Genomic DNA, 15,131 nt, shown 5'->3' with positions numbered 1-15,131 from the left:
TTGCTCGTCGTCAGCGAAGGTGTCCTGCGATCGGGCCGTCGCCTTGTGCTCGCACTTTCAGGCCGGCTGCTCCCGGGCGAACAATGAGGAGCGACCGCCCCGCGAAGCCTTTCAGCCAATTGCGTATCGGCAACGCGCCGACGAGCCGGCGCATACAGACATGAAAAGGGGCCCGGCTTGCGCCGGGCCCCTTAGTGTTGTCGCTCGCGATGGCGCGATCAGAAATTGCGCGCGAAGCGCAGGAAGCCCGTGGTCTGGTCGAACGAGCCGAGCTCGCTCAGGTCCACGTCGGTGTACTGGACTTCCGCCAGGACACCGAAATTGTTGGTCAGGTCGTAGCCGACATTGCCGACCAGCGAGTAGTAGTCGCCGCCCGCCGTGGCGGTGGTCAGCGCGCCGGTGCCCGGCACGAAGCCGGTCAGGTAAGTGGTCTCGAAGAGCTCGCCGTACTGGCCGGCGACCGCGACGGTGAAGTCGCCCACCGCCTGCGAGTAACCTGCACCGACCGACCATTCGACGAACAGCGGAACGGCGCCCGACTGGGGGTTGAAGATCGTGTCGTTGTCCTCGCTGATGGAGAACGTGCTCGCCAGACCGCCGACCGTGGCATAGACCGTCGGATCGAAGGCGTAGCTGCCCTCGAACGCCAGCGTGGAGCCCGCCACGAAGACGTCCTCGAACTTCGCGCCCGCCTTGAGGGCGAAGGCATCGTTGCTTCCGTCGTCGAGCAGCGGCAGGAGGCCCGCAAGGCCGATCGGGCTGCCGACGAATTCGAAGCCGCCGAGCTCAGCCGGCAGAACCTGGCCGAAACCGAGCGCATCCTCGGTGTTGAACGTCTCGTCGTAGACGGCGGAGAGGAACACGCCGCCCCAGGCGCCCGAGTAGACCAGCTTGCCGTGGACATCGGGAACCGCGTCGCCCGTGCCGTCATCCTCGATGCCGAGCGTCGCGGAGAAGCCGCCCGCAGCGAAGGTGTAGGAGATCTGGTTGGTGTTGAAATCGCCGAGCACGAGGTCGGTGTCGGTCAGGAGGCCATCCTCGATCCCGCCCACGTCGCTGGTCCACAGCGTATCGCGATAGCCGACCAGAAGCCCGCCGAGCTGGACATAGGCCTGCTCCATCTCGAGGCCATTGTCGGCGCCCGAGGTGTTCTGCGCCTGGACACGGGCGTAGGCACGCAGGAGGCCGAGCTCGGTCTCTTCGCGAACGTCGAAGTTCAGGCGCGCGCGGACGCGGGAATTGACCTCGTAGTCGTCGCCCTCGAGATTTTCCGCCGGGTCGCCCGCGACGTTGATCTGCAAGCGGACCTGGCCGCTGATGCGCAGGCAGGTCTCGGTGCCCGGCAGGTAGAAGAAGCCGGCGCCGTAAACGTCGCAGACGCGAACGTATTCGACCGGCTCCGGCTCGACCATGATGACGTCCGCAGCGCGAGCGCCGGACACCGCAACGAGGGCCGCGGCCGAGCCGAGAAGAAGGCTCTTGATATTCATTTCCTGACCTCCAGTCAAGTTTACAAGGTAGGGCCCGCGACCGACGGAAGCCGGCGCACCCAACCCGTTTGTCTGAAAGAAGGAGGTTCGTCCCCCGCCCTCTTGTCCCCTCACGATACGCGGAGGAGGCATGTGCGAAAATTACGCAAATGCAACAGGTGGAATTTTTCAACCTATACGACAGCCGGACGCGAAAAGGGCCCGGCGTGAGCCGGGCCCTTTCCCATTCATATCGGTGAAACCGATTAGAAGTTGCGAGCGAAGCGCAGGAAGCCGGTGGTCTGGTCCGAGCTGCCGAGGTCCACGCCGTCGATCGTCTCGAAGCTGACGTCCGTGTACGCCACTTCGGCCAACACACCAAAATTGTTGGTGAAGTTGTAGCCGACGTTACCGACGAGGCGGTAGAAGTCGCCACCGAAGGCGGCCGTCTCGAAGGTCGCGCCCGGGCTGACGAAGGTGAGGCTCGTGTCGAAGAGCTCACCGTACTGACCGGCGACAGCGACCGAGAAGTCGGAGACCTGCTGACGATAGCCAGCGCCGATGGCCCACTCGGCGATGAGCGGAACGTTCACGTTGCCGCCGCCGAACGCGGTGCCGCCGATGACTCCAGCCGGAACGCCGACCAGGATGCCGCCCATGCCGGCATACGGCGTCGGATCGGAAGCCCAGTGACCTTCGATCGCAAGCGTGGAGTCCGCCACGAGCAGATCGCGCAGCTTCAGGCCGGCCTTGATGGCGAACGCTTCGTTGCTGCCGTCGTCAAGAAGGCTCGGCAGATCGAAGCCACCGAAGAACGGGAAGTTCACGCCGCCCGGAAGGTTGCCCGAATTGAACTCGTCCTCGGCGAAGGAGGTTCCGAAGGTGCCGAAGCCGGCGTTGACGGTCTCGTCATAGACGGCCGAGACGAACGCGCCGCCCCAGGCACCCGAGTAGACCAGCTTGCCGTGGACATCGGGAACCGCGTCGCCCGTGCCGTCGTCCTCGAGACCGACCGTCGCGGAGAAGCCGCCCGCGGCGAAGGTGTAGGAGATCTGGTTCTGGCTGAAGTCACCCGCGATCAGATCGGTATCGGTGAGGAGACCGTCCTCGATGCCGCCGATATCGTTGGTCCAGAGCGAGTCACGGTAGCCGAGGAGCAGGCCGCCGAGCTGCACGTAGCCCTGGGTGACGTCGACGCCGTTGTTGGCGCCCGAGGTGTTCTGCGCCTGGATACGAGCGAAGGCGCGCAGGAGGCCGAGCTCGGTCTCTTCGCGAACGTCGAAGTTCAGACGGGCACGAACGCGCGAGGCGACGTTGTAGTCGTCACCCTCGAGGTTCTGCGCCGGGTCGCCCGCGACGTTGATCTGCAAGCGGACCTGGCCGCTGATGCGCAGGCAGGTCTCGGTGCCCGGCAGGTAGAAGAAGCCAGCGCCGTACACGTCGCAGACGCGAACGTATTCGACCGGCTCCGGCTCGACCATGATGACGTCCGCAGCGCGAGCGCCGGACACCGCAACGAGGGCCGCGGCCGAGCCGAGAAGAAGGCTCTTGATGTTCATTTCCTGACCTCCAGTCAAGTTTACAAGGTAGGGTTGGGCCTTTGATACGAAGGACAGCCTTCCCTGCCCCATCCCTTGAAAGAAGGAGGTTCGTCCCCCGCCCTCTTTCTTGCTCCACCTTATGCATGTCGACTTTCGATGCAATCACCAAAAGGCCACGCTGCCGCCCGGAATGCGTGTTGGCCACACCCCTGTTGCACGAACGCCACGCAAACAGATCTCGCGGCAGCAGCCAATGCAGCTCGCGAGCGGCCAAGCTTTCGTGGAGCTTACCAAAGTCTTATTGCCAGCGACGGCTCCAAGATCGGTCGATACTTGCCCCACATGCTTCGCCAGCGACAGGCATCGGGATCACACAAACGCCTGATTCTCCGGCCCGCACCACCCCCTACAGCCGGATGAGCGGGGCCCCAAGGCCGCGGAAGTCACGCTCGCGGCAGGTCAGCACGATGATCTGAAGATGCTCGGCCGCTTTCTGGAGAACGAGGTGCATTCGCGCGAGGCGAGCCTCGTCCGTGTTCACCAGCGCATCATCGAGAATGACGGTCGCCGGATGGCCTCCTTTCCGCAGCACTTGCGCGAGCGCCAGCCGCGTCACCACCGCGACCTGTTCCCTCGCCCCGTGGGAAAGCCGGTGGAACTCCTCAGGCACCCCGCGCCGCGTCACCCCGGTCACGCGCAACGTCTCCTCGTCGAAGGCAATCTCCGCCTCCGGGTGAACGAGCCGCAGATAGGGCGCTACCTCGGCCCGGATCGGCGCGAACCACTTCTCGCGCAGGCGCGCCTCGGCCCGGCCCAGCGTCTCGTAGAGAAGCCGCGCGGCGTCCGCCTCGAGCCGCAGGCGCGCGACGCGCTCGGCCAGGCTCGACCGCTCGCCCTCCATCCGCTCGATCGCCTCGCCCAGCCCCTGCGCTCCAGTGATGCGAAGCTCCGTTTCCAGCTCTCGCACCTCGTTCTCGACTTGCGCGACATCGCGGCGCAGATTCGCCAGCGCGCCGCGTGCGCGTCTCAGCTCCAGCGAGATCACCTCCGGATCAAGCATCTGGTAGGCGGCCCGGCGCGTCTCGGCCAACACGGCCTGGGCCTGCCTGGAGACCTCTGCGGCGGCCAGGCGCTCGCGCAGGGCGGCGGAGGCGTTCTGTGCCTCGCTCCGAGCCAGCAGATCGGCCAGCCGGGCCGCCTCGGCCGCCGCGCCCTCGTGCCGTTCGGCCGCGTGGGACGCCTCAGCGCGCGCGAGCTGGATGTCGCTCGTCCGGCGCTGAAGCGCCGCGTCCGCCGCCGTAAATCCAGCCCGCGCCCTTTCCAGCTCCGCCCAGACATCGGCGGCGGCCGGTCCCTCCGCGGAAGAAGGGATCGCGGCCAGCGCCTGCTCCAGCGCGGAGATCTCCGAAGCAAGCGCCTCGACGCCTGCGGGCGCCAGCGCCTTCACGCGGGCCGAGGCTTCCCGCAGCCCGGCCTCCCACTCGGATGCGCGAGCCCTTGCCTCATGCGCCGCATCCACGCTGTCGAGCCCTGCCGCCGAAAGGCGATCGCGGAGGGCGCGTGCGGCCGTTTCGTAAGCGGCCTCCCGCTCCTGCGAGCCGGTGTCGGGGCGAATCTCTACGCGCCCGAACCCATCGAGATGGAAAAGGGTATCGCGCGCCACGCGCAACGGCCGGGCCGTCTCGACCATGCCGGCGGCCCCGGCGCGGACCGTGCGGCCGGGCTCGGGATGGAAGATGACGGACGGCGCCGCCCCGTCCCGGCGCGCGGCCGCCTCGCGCCGTTCGGCCTCGGCCGAAAGGATCGCGCGCAAGCCCTTCTCGTCGAGAGCCGAAGCCAGGAGCCGGCGGGCCTCGGCCGCGCGGCCGGCGGCCTCCCTCGCCGCTTCCACCGTCGCGCGAAGGCGCGCCAGGCGCTCCTGCAATCGCGCCCGCTCGCGCTGCCCCTCCTGCGCGCGCTGGTGCTGCTCCAGGCGGCGCATCTCGCGCTCGGCGGTTTCACGTGCCGTGCGCAGCGCCTCCCGGCCCGCCTCCAGCGTCGCGGCGGCCTCGGCCGCCTCGGCGGACGTTTCACGGGCCATGGCGGCCGCGCGCTCGGCCTCCGCCAGAGCCTCGGCCAGCTCCTGCCGGCGCTTCAGATCGGCTGCGGCCTTTTCCACGGCGGCGGCGGCCAGGGCCAGGGCCTGCTCCACCTCCGTCAGGTCGCGGCGCGCGTCCTCGCGCGCTCGGTCGGCGCTTTCCGCCTTTGCGAGATCGCGCTCGGCCGCTTCGATCACATGGTCGCGCCGCAGGGCCGAAAGCCGCGCGCGCCGATCCGCCAGCCTGTCGATGCGGCTGTCCAGCGTGGCCTTGGCGGCCTTCTGTTCGGCGATATCGGCGTCGAGCGCCGCAAGCTCGTCTTCCGCCGCCCTCAGCTCGCCATTGCGCCGAAGCTGCCCGCCATCGGTGAAGTGCCGGTCGCGCAGGGCCTTGGCCGCGCCGAGCAGCCCACGCCCCCGTTCCCCACCCAGAATCTGCCCGACCTCGGCCTCGAGGGAGGAGAGAACCGCGTCCCGGCCGACGCCGATGTCGATCCCTTCCGGCGCGCGCCCCTGCTCCACCCAGAGAAGGCCGAAGGCGCCCTGGTGCCGCTCATGGTCGAACTCCCCGCGTCCCGAATAGGGCGAGAAGCCGAAAAGCTCGGCCAGACGGTCTTCCACAGCGTCGCCGATCAACTCCCCGCCCGGCCAGACAAGGCGGGCCTCCGGCTTTTGCAGGAACCGCTTTTCCAGCCGGTAGCGCGTCTGCCCGAGCTCGAATTCGAGGTCGATCTCCGGCCGAACCTGCCGCCCGTAGGGCGCAAGGTTCTTCACGAACCGGCTGCCGGAGCCGTGGCGGTGGAAGAGCGCGGCGCGCAGCGCGGTGAGGATGGTGGACTTGCCCGCCTCATTGTCTCCGACCAGAACGGTCAGGCCCGGCTCCAGCCCCTCGATGCAGACATCCCCCAGCCCCGCCAGGTCGCGCACGCGAATGCTGTGAAGCAGCATCTCAGGCCCCGCCCTGGAGGCGGCGGTGCTCCGCATAAGCGAGGCGCAGCGCGAGCGCCGCGGCGGCGCGCTCGGGATCGGACGGGTCGGCGGCCTTGCGGCGCAGCTCCTCCACCGCGTCCCGCACGAAGCCGGCCAGGTCGATGCGGTCCATGTCCTCGCTGTCCGGCTCGTCCACGAGGTCGCGGTCGCGCAGGCGCAGATCGGCCAGGCGCGGCGCCCAGCCTTCCACGATCTCGCCCAGCCGCACGCGCTCGCGCAGCGGCAGGCTGCCGGCGAGGTCGAGGAGGAGAAGCGTGTCGCGCGGCCTTTCGATGCGCGCGAGCGCTTCCTCCACGGCGGCGCAGTCGCCATAGAGATGCAGCGCGAGCGACAGCCATTCGTAGCGCCCGACGCGGATCTTCTCCACGCGCGGCGACGCGCCGGGCGCGTCGATCTCCACATAGGCGACATGTCCGGGCTCGTTGGCGCGGTGCCGGTCCGGCTCGGGCGTTCCCGAATAGAATGTCCGCGGCGCGATCTCCAGGAAGCCGTGCCAGTCGCCCAGCGCCAGATAGTCCAGCCGCGCCCGCACGGCGCGATCGTCGGCGATGGGGTTGGCGCTCTCGGCCTTTTCGGGCAGGCGGTTGGCGATGGAGCCATGCGCGAGACCGACCCGCACCGTGCCTTCCGGTGTATCGGCCGTATCGAACCAGCCGGTCACATCCGCGCCCTCATGGCGGCGGGTGAGCGGCGCGGGGAGGACGGCAAGGCGCTCCCGCGCCAGGATGATCGGCTCGGGCTTGTCGGCGATCAGGATATTGGGCGGCCGGTCCTCCATCTGGCGCAGCAGCGACCAGACGGAAACCTCGAGCCCCGCATCGTGATTGCCCGGCAGGAAGACCCATGGCCCGTCGAAGCCGGCCAGCGCCTCCAGCGTGCGCCTCAGGTCCCTCGGCTTGACCGTGTTGTCGTCGAACGCGTCTCCCGCCACGAGCACGGCATCGCAGCGGCGCGCGGTCGCCAGCGCCGCGATGCGCTCCACCGCGCGGAAGCGTTCGGCGCGCAACTCCCCCGGCAGGTCGCCGGAAAAGCCGCCGAAGGGCTTGCCGATCTGCCAGTCGGCGGTGTGAAGAATGCGGATCATTGGCGGCCAAGCTGGCGTTTCCCGCCCCCATGCGCAAGACGGGCAAGAGCGCAGGGAGCGGATTATCAACGTCTTTTCGGCGCGTGGGCGCGCAGCCGGAACACGCGCCCTTCCCCGGCGTTGAGTCGCGTTCTCGCAAACCATGGGCAGGAGTGTACGAGCATGGCGCCGCGTCCGATCTGGAAGGGGCAGATGCGCCTCTCGCTCGTGTCGATCCCCGTGGAGATGTTCACCGCCACCAAGAGCGGCGCGGCCATCGCCTTCAACCAGATCCATCGGCCCAGCGGCAAGCGCATCCAGTACGAGAAGGTCGCGCCCGGCATCGGCCCGGTGGACAAGGACGACATCGTCAAGGGCTACGAGGTCTCCAAGGGCGAATACGTTCTCCTCACCGACGAGGAGATCGAGGACGTGAAGCTGGAGACCAAGAAGACGCTCGAGCTGGTCCAGTTCGTCGACACCAACGAGATCCCGCCGCTCTATTTCGACAAGCCCTATTATGTCGTGCCGCAGGACGAGCTCGCCGAGGACGCCTTCCGCGTGGTGCGCGACGCCATGCGCAAGGCGAAGAAGACCGGGCTCGGCCAGCTTTCCATGCGCGGCAAGGAGTATCTCGTGGCGCTGCGCCCGTGCGGGCGCGGCCTCCTTCTGGAAACGCTGCATTACGAGGACGAGATCCGCAAGTCCGAGACGGTGTTCTCCGAGATTTCGAACGACAAAACGGACGAGGACCTTCTGGACGTCGCGACCGTCCTGATCGAGCGCAAGAGTGCACCCTTCGACGCGGGCGAGTACAAGAACCGCTATACGGCGGCGCTGAAGGAGCTGATCGCCGAGAAACGCCGCACCAACGGCAAGGCGACCGTCACCCACGAGGACGAGGATCAAGACCGGCCCGCCAAATCCAATGTCGTGGACCTGATGGCCAGCCTCAAGAAGAGCCTGGAGCAGGGCGAGAAGGGTTCGAAGGCCTCCTCCTCCGGAACCGGCAAGGCGCCCGCACGCCGCACCAAGGCCGCCGCCTCGAAAAGCGCCGCCCCCCGCCGCAAGAAGAGTGCGTGAGCCGTGGCGGGCGCGGCGGAAGCGCTTCTGAAGGCCTATCGCGAGAAGCGCGACTTCTCGCGGACGCAGGAGCCGGCGGGCGGAGCGCCCTCCGCGCAGGGTCTCGTCTTCGTGGTCCAGAAGCACGATGCCACCCGCCTTCACTACGATTTCCGCTTCGAGTGGGAGGGGGTCCTCAAGAGCTGGGCGGTGACGCGCGGGCCGAGCCTCGACACGGCCGAAAAGCGCCTGGCCGTGCGCACCGAGGACCACCCCATGGACTACGGGGATTTCGAAGGCACCATTCCCGCCGGCCAATATGGCGGGGGAACGGTGATGCTCTGGGATTTCGGCCTGTGGGAGCCGCGCGAGGACCCTGACGAGGGCTTTCGGAAGGGCAGCCTGAAGCTCGACCTTCACGGCGAGAAGATGGTCGGCCACTGGGCGCTGGTGCGCATGAAGCCGCGTGGCAAGGAAACCCGCGAGAACTGGCTTCTCATCAAGGAGAAGGACGAATTCGCCGACCCGGATCGCGATCTCCTGGCGCTCGACAGGAGCGTGAAGACGGGGCGTTCCCTGGAGGAGATAGCGAGCGGCGGGGAAACGTGGAAGAGGCCGACGAAGCGCCCGAACAGGCCGGCGTCCAGCCAGACTTCGGCCCGCCGGCGCCCGAAGGCCGCCGGCACGCCCCCGCCTTTCCGGCCGCTCCAGCTCGCCACCCTCGTTTCGGAGGTGCCGCAGGGCAACGAATGGCTGCACGAGATGAAATATGACGGCTACCGCGTTCTGGCCGCCGTGGGCGGGGGGACGGCGCGCCTGTTCACGCGCAACGAACTCGACTGGACGGACCGCTTCGCGCCTCTCGCGCCGTCCTTCTCCGCGCTGCCCTGCAAGAGCGCGCTCATCGACGGCGAGATCGTGGCCTATGACGAGAACGGCGCGCCGGACTTCTCCTCGCTCCAGAAAGCGTTGAAGGAGGGGGGAGCGCTGGCGTGCTTCGCCTTCGACCTTCTCGAACTCGACGGCGAGGACCTGACCGCCCGCCCGCTGACCGAGCGCAAGCGCAGGCTGGAAGCGCTGATGCGCGCAGCGGCCGACCCCGCGCTTCTCTACAGCGAGCATGTGCGCGGCAGCGGCGGGGCGGTGCTGGGCACGGTGTGCAAGGCGGGCCACGAGGGGATCGTTTCCAAGCTGGCCGATGCGCCCTATCGCGCCGGGCGCGGCACGGCCTGGGTGAAGTCCAAGTGCGGCCGCCGGCAGGAATTCGTGATCGGCGGCTATTCGCCCTCCGACAAGAAGGGGCGCGCCTTCGCCTCCATCCTGATCGGGGCCTTCGAGGATGGACGCCTCGTCTATCGCGGCCGTGTCGGCTCGGGCTTCGACGAGCGCTCGCTGGCCGAGCTGGCGGAGCGCTTCAAGCCTCTCGCGCGCAAGGACAAGCCCTTCGAAAGCCTGCCGCGCGAAATCGCGCGCGGGGCACGCTTCGTGGAGCCGAAGCTCATCGCGGAGGTCGATTTCGCCGAGTTGACGAGCGAGGGCGCCGTACGGCACGGCGTCTTCAAGGGCCTGCGCGAGGACAAGGAGGCCGAGACAGTGGCCGACGAAAAGCCAGCCGAGCCGCCTTCCCCGCAAAAGGCCGAAGAAGCCGCAAGGCCCCGCGCGGGCAAGGGCGCTGGCGAGCCCGTGAGCGTCTGCGGCGTGCGCCTTACATCGCCCGGGCGGGAGGTGTTCCATGCCCATGGCGTCACCAAGCTCGACCTGGCGCATTATTACGAGGCGGTCGCGGGGCGGATGCTGGCCCATGCCGGGCAGCGCCCGCTTTCACTGGTGCGCTGCCCGCAGACGGGCGCGAAGCGATGCTTCTTCCAGAAGCACGATACGGGCGGTTTCCCCGACGCGATCGGCCATGTGGAGGTGACGGAGAAGGATGGCGAGGCCGCCGCCTATCTCACCCTCTCCGGCCCGGCCGGGCTGATTGCCGCCGTGCAGATGAACACGCTGGAATTCCACATCTGGGGCTCGCGAAACGACCGGCTGGAGAACCCGGACCGTCTCGTCTTCGATCTCGACCCCGACGAGAGCCTCGGCTTTTCCGATGTCCGGCGCGCCGCCATGGACCTGCGCGCGCGGCTGGACAAGGCCGGGCTCGCCACCTTCCCGCTCGTCACGGGCGGCAAGGGCGTCCACCTCGTCGCGCCCCTGTCCCGCCGACAGGGCTGGGAGGAGGTCAAGGACTTTGCCCGCACCGTCGCGGCGCGCCTTGCCCAGGACGAACCGGAGCGTTTCGTGGCCACCATGTCGAAAGCCAAGCGAAAGGGCCGCATCTTCATCGACTGGCTGCGCAACGAGCGGGGGCAGACCGCCGTCGCGCCCTATTCGACCCGCTCGCGCGAGGGCGCGCCCATTGCCGCGCCGGTTTCATGGGCGGAGCTGGAAACGCTGGAAGCGGCCAATCTCTTCCGCATCCCCCAAGTGCTGGAGCGGCTGGAAAAGCCCGATCCCTGGGAGGGCTATGGCAAGCTGCGCCAGTCCATCACCGCCAGGGCGCGCCAAAGCTTCGCCTGAGGCGCGCCGACGCTTGATTTGGGCCCGCTGCTGTCGCAGGGTCCGCCGCGCTCGGCGCGGGAGAAGCGGATGGCGATCTACTCACTGGACAATGACAGGCCGGACCTGCCGGAAAACGGCCGATACTTCGTGGCGGAAAGCGCGACGGTGGTCGGGCGCGTGCGGCTGGGTGAGGATGTCGGCGTGTGGTTCGGCGCGGTGATCCGCGGCGACAACGAGTGGATCGAGATCGGCCCACGCACCAATGTGCAGGACAATTGCACGCTCCATTCCGATTCCGGCTTTCCGCTCTCCATCGGCGCGGGCTGCACGCTCGGCCACGGTGCCATCGTCCATGGCTGCATGATCGGCGAGAACTCGCTGGTGGGCATGGGCGCGACCGTGCTCAACGGCGCGCGGATCGGGCGCAACTCCATCGTCGGTGCCGGCGCCCTCGTCACCGAGGGCAAGGTTTTCCCGGACAACTCGCTCATCGTGGGCGCGCCGGCCAGGGCCGTGCGCACCCTTGGCGAGGATGACGCCGCGAGGCTGAAGCTGTCCGCCGAACATTATGTCGCCAACGCCCGGCGCTTTGCCGCCGGCCTTCAACGCATCGAAGACTGACCCTAGATGAGCCTGACTGCCCTCGCCCGGAGCCTGCCCTCCACAGTGCCCTTCGTCGGCCCCGAAGCGCTGGAGCGGCGCACCGGCCGCCCCTTCAAGGCGCGCCTGGGCGCCAATGAAAGCGTGTTCGGCCCCTCGCCCGCTGTCGTCGACGCCATGGCGGCCGCCGCGCGCGACAGTTGGGCCTATGGCGACCCGGAGCATTTCGAGGTGAAGGCGGCGATTGCCGCCCATCACGGGGTGGGGCCGGAAAACGTCGCGGTCGGCGAGGGAATCGACGGCCTGCTGGGCCTGCTGGTGCGCCTGACGGTGGAGCCGGGCGACAAGGTCGTGACCTCGCTCGGCGCCTATCCGACCTTCAACTACCATGTCGTCGGCCATGGCGGGGTGCTGGATTTCGTGCCCTACCGCGCCGATGACCACGAGGACCCGGAGGCCCTTGCGGAGCGCGCCGCCGCGCTTCACCCCAAGCTGCTCTATTTCGCCAACCCCGACAATCCGACCGGCACATGGCACGAGGGCGCGGCCGTCCAGCGCCTGATCGAGGCGACGCCCGAGGAGACGATCCTCGTCCTCGACGAGGCCTATGCCGACTTCGCGCCCGGTTCGGCCTTGCCGCCGCTGGTGCCGTTCCGGCCGAACGTCCTGCGTTTCCGCACCTTCTCCAAGGCCCATGGCATGGCGGGCGCGCGGATCGGCTATGTGCTCGGCGCACCGGAGACGCTGGTCCATTTCGACAAGGTCCGCAATCATTTCGGCCTCTCGCGCATGGCCCAGGCCGGCGCCATCGCGGCGCTGGCGGACAAGGCCTATCTGCGGGAGACGGTGGCGCGGGTCGCGCAAGCGCGCGAAACGCTCGCCGCGATCGCGCTGGACGCGGGGCTGCGCCCGCTGCCCTCGGCGACGAATTTCGTGGCGATGGACTGCGGGGGCGACGGCGCCCATGCCCGCGCCATCCTGGACGGCGTCATTTCGCGCGGCGTCTTCATCCGCATGCCCGGCCAGCCGCCGCTCGACCGGATGATCCGCGTGACCGTGGGCCGGCCGGAGGAGCTGGCGCTCTTCGCGGAGGCGCTGAGCGCGTCCTTGCGGGACCGCTAATCCTTCGGCCGGTTGTCGTAGACGCGCCGGGCCTTGCCCTGCGAGCGGGGCAGCGCGCCCGGCGCTTCCACCACGACGCGCGTGGTGACGCCGATGGTGTTCTTGACGATCTCCACGATCTTGAGCGCGCGTTCCTCATGGCCGCCGGCGTCCCACGCCTCGGGCCGCGCCTCGGCGCGGATGGTCATCTGGTCCATCCGCCCCTCGCGCGTCAGCTCGATCTGGAAATGGCCACCGCACCAGTCGCAGGCCAGAAGCGCCTCCTCGACCTGCGTGGGGAAGACGTTGACGCCGCGCAGGATCATCATGTCGTCGGAGCGGCCCGTCACCTTCTCCATGCGGCGCATGGCCGGGCGCGCCGTGCCGGGCAACAGCCGTGTCAGGTCGCGCGTCCGGTAGCGCACGATGGGGAAGGCCTGCTTGGTCAGCGAGGTGAAGACCAGCTCGCCCTTTTCCCCGTCCGGCAGCACCTCGCCGGTCTCGGGGTCGATCACCTCCGGGTAGAAATGGTCCTCCCAGATGTGCAGCCCGTCCTTGGTCTCCACGCATTCCTGCGCCACGCCCGGGCCGATCACCTCCGAGAGGCCGTAAATGTCGGTCGCCTGCATGTCGAAGGCCTGCTCGATCTCCTCGCGCATCGCGTTCGTCCAAGGCTCGGCGCCGAAGATGCCGAATTTCAGCGACGACTTGCGCGGGTCGAGCCCCTGCCGGACGAACTCGTCGAGGATGGCGAGCATGTAGCTCGGAGTCACCATGATGATCTCGGGCCGGAAGTCATGGATGAGCTGCACCTGGCGCTCGGTCATGCCGCCCGACATGGGCACCACCGTGCAACCGAGCCTTTCCGCGCCGTAATGGGCGCCGAGGCCACCGGTGAACAGGCCGTAGCCATAGGCATTGTGCAGCATCATCCCCCGGCGCCCGCCCGCCGCGCGGATGGAGCGCGCCATGACACCGGCCCACATATCGATATCGGCCTGCGTATAGCCGACGACGATGGGCTTGCCCGTGGTGCCCGATGAGCCGTGGATGCGGGCCACCTCCTCGCGCGGCACGGCGAAGAGGCCGAAGGGGTAGTTATCGCGAAGGTCCGCCTTCACGGTGAAGGGGAACTTGGCGAGATCGGAAAGCTCGCGGAGGTCTGACGGGTGCACGCCCTTCTCGTCGAAGGCGCGGCGATAATGCGGGACGTTCTCGTAGACGCGGTGCAGCGTCTGCGAGAGCCGCTTCGTCTGAAGGGCGACGAGCGCGTCGCGCGAAAGGATTTCGGCATCGTCCCGCTGGACATGACCGGCCGATGGGCCGGCCGCGGGCCTCGAAAGAGTTGCTGTCATGACCCACCTCCCAAGTGAGCTTCAGGTGAGGAGCTTCTGCCCCACCGTGCGCGAATGCCCGCGAAACTCGGCAATCACCTCCCCGTTCGCGGACACGGATACGTCGTAGATGCCGGAGCGCCCGACGCGGCGGACCTCGCTCGCCCGCGCCATCAGCCGGTCGCCCAGGCGGGCCGGTCGCAGGTAGGCGATGTGGCATTGGCCGGCCACGCAACGCTCGTCCCGCGTGTTGGCGGCGAAGGCGAAGGCGCTGTCGGCCAGTGCGAAGATGAAGCCGCCATGCGCCGTGCCATGGCCGTTCACCATGTCCTCGCGCACGTTCATGGCAAGTTCCGCCGCGCCGGGGGCGATGGAAGCGATCTCCACGCCCAGACCCTGGCTCGCCCTGTCTTCCGCCCACATGGCGGCCGCGCAGGCCAGCGCCAGCTCCTGCGGGCTCATGAGGCGCGGCCCGAGAAGGAGGGCGCGCGCTTGCCCAGAAACGCGCTCACGCCTTCGGCGTAGTCGGGCGTGCGTCCGGCGCGGCGCTGGAGATCGCGCTCCATGTCGAGCTGCGTGTCGAGCGTGTTGTGCGCCGAAGCGTGGATCGCCTCCTTGATCAGCGCCAGCCCCTCGGTCGGCTGCGTGGCGAGATGCGCGGCCAGCGCTTCGGCCTCGGCGGCCAGCGCCTCGTCGTCCACCGCCTTCCAGATCAGGCCCCAGCTCTCCGCCTTTTCGGCGGCGAGGGGCTCGGCCAGCATGGCCAACGCCTTGGCCCGCGCCTCGCCGACGAGGCGAGGCAGGAGATAGGTGCCGCCGCTGTCCGGCACGAGGCCGATCCGGGAGAAGGACTGGATGAACTTGGCCGAGCGCGCGGCCAGCACGATATCGCAGGCAAAGGCGATATTGGCCCCGGCGCCCGCCGCCACGCCGTTGACGGCGCAGATCACCGGCTTTCGCAGGGCGCGGATGCGCCGGACGAGGGGGTTGTAGAAGCGCTCGATGGTGGCGCCGAGGTCCGGCGGCGTCCCGTCCGCCGCGGGCCTGCGGTCGCCGAGGTCTTGACCGGCGCAGAAGCCCCGCCCGGCGCCGGTCAGGAGAACGGCGCGGCAGGCGGCATCCTCGCCCAGTTCCCGCAGGAGCGAGGCCAGGCGGAGATGCATTTCCTCATTGAAGGCGTTCAGCCGGTCCGGGCGGTTGAGCGTGACCTTCGCCCACGCGCCATGCCGGTCCACGAGAACCGTCTCCTCCATCCCATCCTCCCATCACGCCGCTTGAATTAAACGACCGATCGGCTAATCATTGAGGTTGGAAGCCGCGTCTGTCAAGCGACCACGCGGCGCCGAT

11 protein-coding genes are annotated in these 15,131 nt (G+C 68.6%); 4 read left to right on the top strand and 7 right to left on the bottom strand.

Annotation, left to right across the window (positions count from 1 at the left end; translation table 11 throughout):
- Positions 1-218: 218 nt before the first annotated feature.
- From J7654_RS11625 to J7654_RS11610, 4 genes are all read right to left on the bottom strand, one after another.
- Positions 219-1,490 carry a porin gene (locus J7654_RS11625; RefSeq protein WP_209736090.1) on the bottom strand — a complete coding sequence of 424 codons (1,272 nt, stop codon included), beginning with the start codon at positions 1,488-1,490 and terminating at the stop codon, positions 219-221.
- A gap of 245 nt (positions 1,491-1,735) precedes the next feature.
- Entirely contained in the window at positions 1,736-3,028 is a 1,293-nt protein-coding gene (locus tag J7654_RS11620) for a porin (RefSeq protein ID WP_209736089.1), read from the bottom strand.
- A 388-nt stretch (positions 3,029-3,416) separates the two neighbouring features.
- Positions 3,417-6,035, bottom strand: a complete 2,619-nt coding sequence (locus J7654_RS11615) for an AAA family ATPase (RefSeq protein WP_209736088.1) — start codon at positions 6,033-6,035, stop codon at positions 3,417-3,419.
- 1 nt (position 6,036) lies between these two features.
- Positions 6,037-7,161 carry a metallophosphoesterase family protein gene (locus tag J7654_RS11610; RefSeq protein ID WP_209736087.1) on the bottom strand — a complete coding sequence of 375 codons (1,125 nt, stop codon included), beginning with the start codon at positions 7,159-7,161 and terminating at the stop codon, positions 6,037-6,039.
- A 162-nt stretch (positions 7,162-7,323) separates the two neighbouring features.
- Between J7654_RS11610 and ku the strand changes: the two genes are divergently transcribed.
- The 4 genes from ku to J7654_RS11590 all read left to right on the top strand — a co-directional run bounded on the left by ku (position 7,324) and on the right by J7654_RS11590 (position 12,471).
- Positions 7,324-8,223 (top strand): non-homologous end joining protein Ku, encoded by a 900-nt coding sequence (gene ku, locus J7654_RS11605; protein WP_209736086.1) that lies wholly within the window; start codon positions 7,324-7,326, stop codon positions 8,221-8,223.
- Positions 8,224-8,226: 3 nt separating this feature from the next.
- Complete coding sequence (gene ligD / locus J7654_RS11600; protein WP_209736085.1) at positions 8,227-10,767, top strand: DNA ligase D; 2,541 nt, start codon at positions 8,227-8,229, stop codon at positions 10,765-10,767.
- A 69-nt stretch (positions 10,768-10,836) separates the two neighbouring features.
- Positions 10,837-11,370, top strand: a complete 534-nt coding sequence (locus J7654_RS11595) for a gamma carbonic anhydrase family protein (RefSeq protein ID WP_209736084.1) — start codon at positions 10,837-10,839, stop codon at positions 11,368-11,370.
- 6 nt (positions 11,371-11,376) lie between these two features.
- Positions 11,377-12,471: a pyridoxal phosphate-dependent aminotransferase gene (locus J7654_RS11590; RefSeq protein WP_209736083.1), complete on the top strand. Its 1,095-nt coding sequence runs from the start codon at positions 11,377-11,379 to the stop codon at positions 12,469-12,471.
- Here J7654_RS11590 and paaK read toward each other — a convergent pair.
- Genes paaK through paaG form a run of 3 tightly spaced genes read right to left on the bottom strand, consistent with a single transcriptional unit; the run spans position 12,468 to position 15,037 of the window.
- Positions 12,468-13,805, bottom strand: coding sequence for a phenylacetate--CoA ligase PaaK (paaK, locus tag J7654_RS11585; protein WP_209736082.1), 1,338 nt, complete (start codon positions 13,803-13,805; stop codon positions 12,468-12,470). The two genes, J7654_RS11590 and paaK, sit on opposite strands and share 4 nt — an antisense overlap.
- Before the next feature lie 21 nt (positions 13,806-13,826).
- Positions 13,827-14,246, bottom strand: coding sequence for a hydroxyphenylacetyl-CoA thioesterase PaaI (gene paaI / locus J7654_RS11580; RefSeq protein WP_209736081.1), 420 nt, complete (start codon positions 14,244-14,246; stop codon positions 13,827-13,829).
- A complete protein-coding gene (gene paaG, locus J7654_RS11575) occupies positions 14,243-15,037 on the bottom strand; it encodes a 2-(1,2-epoxy-1,2-dihydrophenyl)acetyl-CoA isomerase PaaG (RefSeq protein ID WP_209736080.1) in 795 nt (264 codons plus the stop codon). The genes paaI and paaG overlap by 4 nt, the downstream gene beginning before the upstream one ends.
- Between the last annotated feature and the right edge of the window lie 94 nt (positions 15,038-15,131).

Origin of the sequence: Aureimonas populi (genome assembly GCF_017815515.1) — a bacterium.
GTDB classification, from domain to species: Bacteria; Pseudomonadota; Alphaproteobacteria; order Rhizobiales; family Rhizobiaceae; genus Aureimonas; species Aureimonas populi.
The sequence above is the reverse complement of the archived record's forward strand: the minus strand, read 5'-3'. Positions and strand labels throughout refer to the sequence as shown.